This is a genomic window from Noviherbaspirillum sp., from assembly GCF_035627455.1.
In the GTDB taxonomy this organism is placed as follows: Bacteria; Pseudomonadota; Gammaproteobacteria; order Burkholderiales; family Burkholderiaceae_D; genus Noviherbaspirillum.
This window is the reverse complement of the sequence record NZ_DASPLS010000056.1, coordinates 1-6,004: the sequence shown is the minus strand read 5'-3', so window position 1 is coordinate 6,004 and position 6,004 is coordinate 1. Positions and strand designations below refer to the sequence as shown.

Here is a 6,004-nt window from a genome sequence, read left to right as displayed (position 1 = left end):
GTCGCTGCAGAGCCGCTACCACCGCTTCTTCTATCCGCTGCATGAACTGACGCCGGACATGCTGGCGCGCTTCCTGCACAATGCGCCGGCCGAGGCGATGACCTTGCTGGCGGTGATCCGCCAGGACGGCCGCGAGCGGGCAATCGCGATGGCGCAGTATGTGGCCGACCGTTATCCGGAACGCTGCGATTTCGCAGTCGTCGTCAGCGACTTCTGGCAGCGCGGCGGACTCGGCAGGAAGCTGATCGAATCGCTGATGTGCATCGCGCGCGCGGCCGGCATCGAACGCATCGAAGGCGACGTGCTCTCAGAGAACGAAGCGATGCGCAAGCTGCTGCTCGACATGGGATTCAGCCAGCGCCAGCATGCGGACGGCGCCTACCTGCGCAAGGTATCGAAGCGGCTGGTCGCGCCGGAATGGAAGTGCACGCCGTTGACGGCGCTGGCGAGGAGGGATGGAACAGCGCGGGCGCATGCGTGATTGCGGGAAGTTCCGTGGGGTGCGAGGACTCGCGGAGGCAGAGTAAAGGCGAACCCGGGACCACCGGAGCCGGGGCGCACGGTGGGTTTCGCTGCGCTCTACCTCGGCGGCCCCACCCACCCTACATACTGACGGGGAGAATGGGGTAATGCAGGTGTGCGCGTAATCGCAGGAAGATGCGCAGGTTGGGTTGAAAGGAGCGAACCCAGCGGTACTAGCCCAGCCCCGTACCGTCGCGCATCGTCCGGCGGTAGGGTGGGTAGAGCGAAGCGAAACCCACCGTGCACCCTGGCTACGGCCGAGCACCGCTCCGACTACCTGCCGCTCCACTTCGCCTGGCCGGCGGCTTCAATACTCCACCGTCGCACCCTTCACGCCCAGCTTTTCGAACAGCGACTGCTTCAGCCCGTCGGCCGGCGCCACCCGCCATTCGTCGGCCAGCCGGATCTCGCAGCTGCCCACGCCGTCGTGCGTGTAGCGCATCGTCAGCGGCAGGCCGTTCTCGGATTTGTACGGCGCCAGGATGGTCTTGATCTGCGCCGCGTCCAGCCGGGTGTTGAGCGAGAACGCGAACTGCCGCCCGAACTGCACCCGCGCCATCGCGATATCCATCACCTTTTCGGCGCTGATGCGCAGGCCGCCGGAGAAGCGGTCTTCCGACACCTTGCCCTGCACCGCGAGGAATTCATCTTCCTTGAACAGCTGGCGGTTCGGCTCGTAGAGTTCGTTGTAGATCGTCACGTCGACCACCGCGGTGCCGTCGTCCAGCGTCACGATCACCATCTTGCCGCGCTGGGTCATCTGCACCCGCACCGCGCTGATGATCCCCGCCAGCAGGCGCGCGTCGCGCGACGGTTCGAGGTTGACCAGCTTGGTCTTGACGAACTTGCGCACTTCTTCCGCATAGGCGCTGAACAGGTGGCCGGACAGGTAGAAGCCGAGCGCGAGCTTTTCCTCGGTCAGGCGCTGCTTCTCGCTCCACGCCGGCACCTTCACATACTCCGGCGGCGGCTCCATGTCGCTGTCTTCGCCGCCGAACAGGCTGACCTGGTTGGCCGACGCTTCCGCCTGCTCCGCGCATTCCATCGCGAAGTTGACCGACGCGATCATGATGCCGCGGTCGACGCCGAAGCAATCCATCGCGCCGGAACGGATCAGCGCTTCGATGGTGCGGCGATTGATCTGCTTCTTGTCGACGCGCTTGACGAAATCGAACAGGTCCTTGAACGGTCCGCCCGACTCGCGCGCGGCGATGATCGCCTCGATCGCGTTCTGGCCCGAGCCCTTCACCGCGCCCAGGCCGTAGCGGATCTGGGTCGCCTTCTTGCCCGGCTCGCCGACCGGGATGAAGCGGTAGTCCGACTTGTTGATGTCCGGCGGCAGCATCTGCAGCTTGCAGATATCGACCGCGTCCTCGACCAGGATCTTGATCTTGTCGGTGTCGTCCATCGCCAGCGACATGTTGGCTGCCATGAATGCGGCCGGATGGTGCGCCTTCAGGTAGGCGGTGTGGTACGACAGCAGCGCGTAGGCGGCGGCGTGCGACTTGTTGAAGCCGTAGCCGGCGAACTTTTCCATCAAGTCGAAGATCTCGTCCGCCTTTTCCTGCGACAGGCCGTTCTTCGCCGCGCCCTCGCGGAAGATCAGGCGGTGCTGCGCCATTTCTTCCGGCTTCTTCTTGCCCATCGCGCGCCGCAGCAAGTCCGCGCCGCCGAGCGAGTAGCCGCCGATCACCTGCGCCATCTGCATCACCTGCTCCTGATACACCATGATGCCGTAGGTTTCGGACAGGATGCTTTCGGTGCGCGGGTCCGGGTATTCGAACTTCTCGCCGTGCTTGCGCTTGCAGAAGTCGGGGATCAGGTCCATCGGGCCCGGACGGTAGAGCGCCACCAGTGCGATGATGTCCTCGAAGCGGTCGGGACGCGCATCCTTCAGCATGCCCTGCATGCCGCGGCTTTCCAGCTGGAACACGGCGACGGTCTTCGCCTTGGTCAGCAGTTCATAGGACGCGCGGTCGTTCAGCGGCAGCTTGGCGAGGTCGAAGTCAGCCTTCGCCGGATCGAGCATCTTGATGTAGCGCACCGCGCGGTCGAGGATGGTCAGCGTGGTCAGGCCCAGGAAGTCGAACTTCACCAGGCCGACTGCTTCCACGTCATCCTTGTCGTACTGCGACACCACGCCGGCGTCGCCGCCCTGCGTGTACAGCGGACAGAAGTCGGTCAGCTTGCCCGGCGCGATCAGCACGCCGCCCGCGTGCATGCCGATATTGCGCGCGATGCCTTCGACCTGCTGCGCGAGGTCGAGCAGCTGCTTGACCTCTTCCTCGTTCTCGAGGCGTTCCTTCAGCAGCGGCTCTTCCTCGATCGCCTCGGCGATCGACACCTGCTTGCCCGGCTTGAACGGAATCAGCTTGGAAATGCCGTCGCAGAAGGTGTAGCTCATGTCGAGCACGCGGCCGACGTCGCGCACCGCGCCCTTGGCCGCCATCGTGCCGAAGGTCGCGATCTGCGACACCGCCTCGCGGCCGTAGCGGTCCTTCACGTACTGGATCACGCGGTCGCGGTTTTCCTGGCAAAAGTCGATGTCGAAGTCGGGCATCGACACCCGTTCCGGGTTCAGGAAGCGTTCGAACAGCAGGTTGTATTCGAGCGGATCGAGGTCGGTGATCTTCAGCGCATACGCCACCAGCGAGCCGGCGCCCGAGCCGCGGCCCGGGCCGACCGGCACGCCGTTGTTCTTGCCCCACTGGATGAAGTCCGCCACGATCAGGAAGTAGCCTGGGAAGCCCATCTTGATGATGGTGTCGGTCTCGAACTTGAGCCGCGCTTCGTAGCGCTCGCGCTGCTTCTCGCGCTTTTCCGGATCGGGGAAAAGCTGCACCAGGCGCTCTTCCAGGCCGGCCTTCGCCTCCTGCACCAGGAAGTCGTCGAGCGACATGCCGTCCGGCGTCGGGAACAGCGGCAGCTTGGGCTTGCCGAGTTCGAGCTGCAGGTTGCAGCGCTTGGCGATCTCCACCGAATTCTGCAGCGCCGCCGGCATGTCGGCGAACGCCTCGGCCATCTCGGCCTGGGTGCGGAAGCACTGGTTGTCATTGAAGCGCTTGACGCGGCGCGGATTGGCGAGGATCTCGCCCTCGGCGATGCAGGTGCGCGCCTCGTGCGCGATGAATTCCTCGCGCGTCAGGAACTGGATCGGATGGGTCGCCACCACCGGCAGCTTCAGCTTGGCCGCGATCGCGACCGCCTGGCGCACATGGTTTTCCATGTTGGGCTGGCCGTAGCGCTGCACCTCGATATAGAAATGGTTGGGGAAGAGTGCCGCCCAGCGCTCCGCGCAGCGTTCCGCCGCCGCCGGGTTGCCGTTGTCGATCGCCATGCCGACGTCGCCGCTGTGGGCGCCGGAGAGCGCGATCAGTTCGCTCGCCTGCCCGCCGGCCAGCCACTCGGCGCGGATTTCCGCGCGCCCGCGGTGCACGTTGGTCAGCCAGGCCTTGGTCAGCAGTTCGCACAGCTGCAGGTAGCCGTTGCGGTTCTTGCAAAGAAGCAGCAGGCGCGACGGCTTGTCGCGGTCGTCGTCGTTGGTGATCCAGACATCGCAGCCGGCGATCGCCTTGATGCCCTTGCCGCGCGCGGCCTTGTAGAACTTGACCATGCCAAACAGGTTGGCCAGGTCGGTGATCGCCATCGCCGCCTGCCCGTCCTTGGCGGCTGCCTTGACGACATCGTCGATGCGCACAAGGCCGTCGACGATCGAGTATTCGGAATGGAGGCGGAGATGGGTGAATTGCGGAGTGCTCATCGCGCTATTTTACAGCGGGCGCAGGGTTCCGAATGGCAAGGAGGAAAAGCAATTTTGTAACTTGTGGCGCGACGGAATTTGCGAGCCTGTGCGCTGTCTATCATGGCCTCGTGTCAACATGCTTCGTAAGCAAAATTGCCGCCCTGCGGAGTTTTACTCAATGTCTTCCGACAACACCTACGTCAACATCGCCGCCTACAAGTTCGTCACGCTGGACGACACGGTCGAGCGCCGCGCGGCGTTTCGCGCGGTGTGCGAAGAGCTCGGCCTGAAGGGCACCATCCTGCTCAGCCCGGAAGGCATCAACCTGTTCCTCTCCGGCCGGCGCGGTGCGATCGACCGTTTCCTTGCATGGCTGCGCGCCGATGCGCGCTTCGCCGGCATCGAGGTCAAGGAAAGCTGCTCGGACTGCCAGCCCTTCAACCGGATGCTGGTGCGCCTGAAGCGCGAAATCATCACGATGAAGCATCCGCTGATCCGCCCCGAGCAAGGCCGCGCGCCGGCGGTCGCGCCGGCGACGCTCAAGCGCTGGCTGGACCAGGGCCATGACGACGACGGCCGCCCGGTGGTGATGATGGACACGCGCAATGCGTTCGAGGTCGACGTCGGCAGCTTCGACCATACCGTCGATTACCGCATCTCGAAATTCAGCGAATTCCCGGACGCCGTCGCCCGAAACCGAGAAGCGCTCGCCGGCAAGACGGTGGTCACGTTCTGCACCGGCGGCATCCGCTGCGAAAAGGCAGCGATCCACATGCAGAACATCGGCTTCGACAGCGTGTACCAGCTCGACGGCGGCATATTGAAATACTTTGAGGAAGTCGGCGGCGCGCACTACCACGGCGAGTGCTTCGTGTTCGATCAGCGCACCGCGCTGAATCCGCAGCTGGAAGCGACCGCAACGGCGCAGTGTTTCGGGTGCCGGGCAGTGGTGACGGCGGCAGAGCAGTCGTCGCCGTATTATGTGCCAGGGGAATCTTGTCCGAAGTGCAGGAAGGCGGTGCGGGAGGATGTGCGAAAGTAGTCAAACCGGTGGGTTTCGCATTCGCTCTACCTCGGCGGCCCCACCCACCCTACAGGCTAACGGTGATAATAAAGGACTGTAGGGTGGGTAGAGCGAATGCGAAACCCACCATGCACCTAAAGAACCGTAGGGTGGGTGGGGTCGCCGAGGTAGAGCGAAGCGAAACCCGCCGTCACAATAAAGAACCCCAACCAAAAAACCATGCCCTCCTACCGCCGCAACGTCATCCCCGGCGCCACCTACTTCTTCACCGTGACGCTCGCCAACCGGAACGGCGCTCTCCTCACCACGCACATCGACCTGTTACGCGACGCGTTCCGTTACACCCGCGAGCGGCATCCGTTCGACATCGACGCGATCGTCGTGCTCCCGGAACACCTGCACACGATCTGGACGCTGCCGGCAAATGAAGCCGATTACGCAACGCGCTGGCGCCTGATCAAAAGCCATTTCTCCCGCAACCTGCCGCCGGCGGAAACGCTGAATGCCAGCCGCTCAGGCAAAGGCGAACGCGGCATCTGGCAACGGCGCTTCTGGGAACACACGATACGGGATGAGGCGGACTATGCGCGGCATGTGGATTACATCCACTTCAATCCGGTGAAGCACGGGCATGCACAGCGGGTGGCGGAGTGGGAGCACTCGTCGTTTCACCGGTATGTGAAACGCGGGATTTTGCCGGGGGATTGGGGTGGTGA

4 protein-coding genes are annotated in these 6,004 nt (G+C 64.0%); 3 read left to right on the top strand and 1 reads right to left on the bottom strand.

The window, feature by feature from the left end:
- Positions 1 to 481, top strand: a 481-nt coding sequence (locus tag VEC01_RS10085; RefSeq protein ID WP_324900684.1) for a GNAT family N-acetyltransferase, incomplete at its 5' end; no start/stop codon positions are given.
- 348 nt (positions 482 to 829) lie between these two features.
- Here the strand turns inward: VEC01_RS10085 and dnaE are convergent.
- Positions 830 to 4,282 carry a DNA polymerase III subunit alpha gene (gene dnaE / locus VEC01_RS10080; RefSeq protein WP_324900683.1) on the bottom strand — a complete coding sequence of 1,151 codons (3,453 nt, stop codon included), beginning with the start codon at positions 4,280 to 4,282 and terminating at the stop codon, positions 830 to 832.
- A gap of 160 nt (positions 4,283 to 4,442) precedes the next feature.
- Here dnaE and VEC01_RS10075 point away from each other — a divergent pair, with 160 nt between their 5' ends.
- Together VEC01_RS10075 and VEC01_RS10070 are read left to right on the top strand one after the other, a co-directional pair.
- Entirely contained in the window at positions 4,443 to 5,306 is an 864-nt protein-coding gene (locus VEC01_RS10075) for a sulfurtransferase (RefSeq protein WP_324900682.1), read from the top strand.
- Between the two features lie 201 nt (positions 5,307 to 5,507).
- On the top strand, positions 5,508 to 6,004 hold a 497-nt coding region (locus VEC01_RS10070), incomplete at its 3' end, for an REP-associated tyrosine transposase (protein ID WP_324900681.1).

Coding starts and splice junctions, on each gene's coding strand:
- dnaE (WP_324900683.1), bottom strand. CDS start 4,282: ATGAGCACTCCGCAATTCACCCATCTCCGCCTCCATTCCGAATACTCG.
- VEC01_RS10075 (WP_324900682.1), top strand. CDS start 4,443: ATGTCTTCCGACAACACCTACGTCAACATCGCCGCCTACAAGTTCGTC.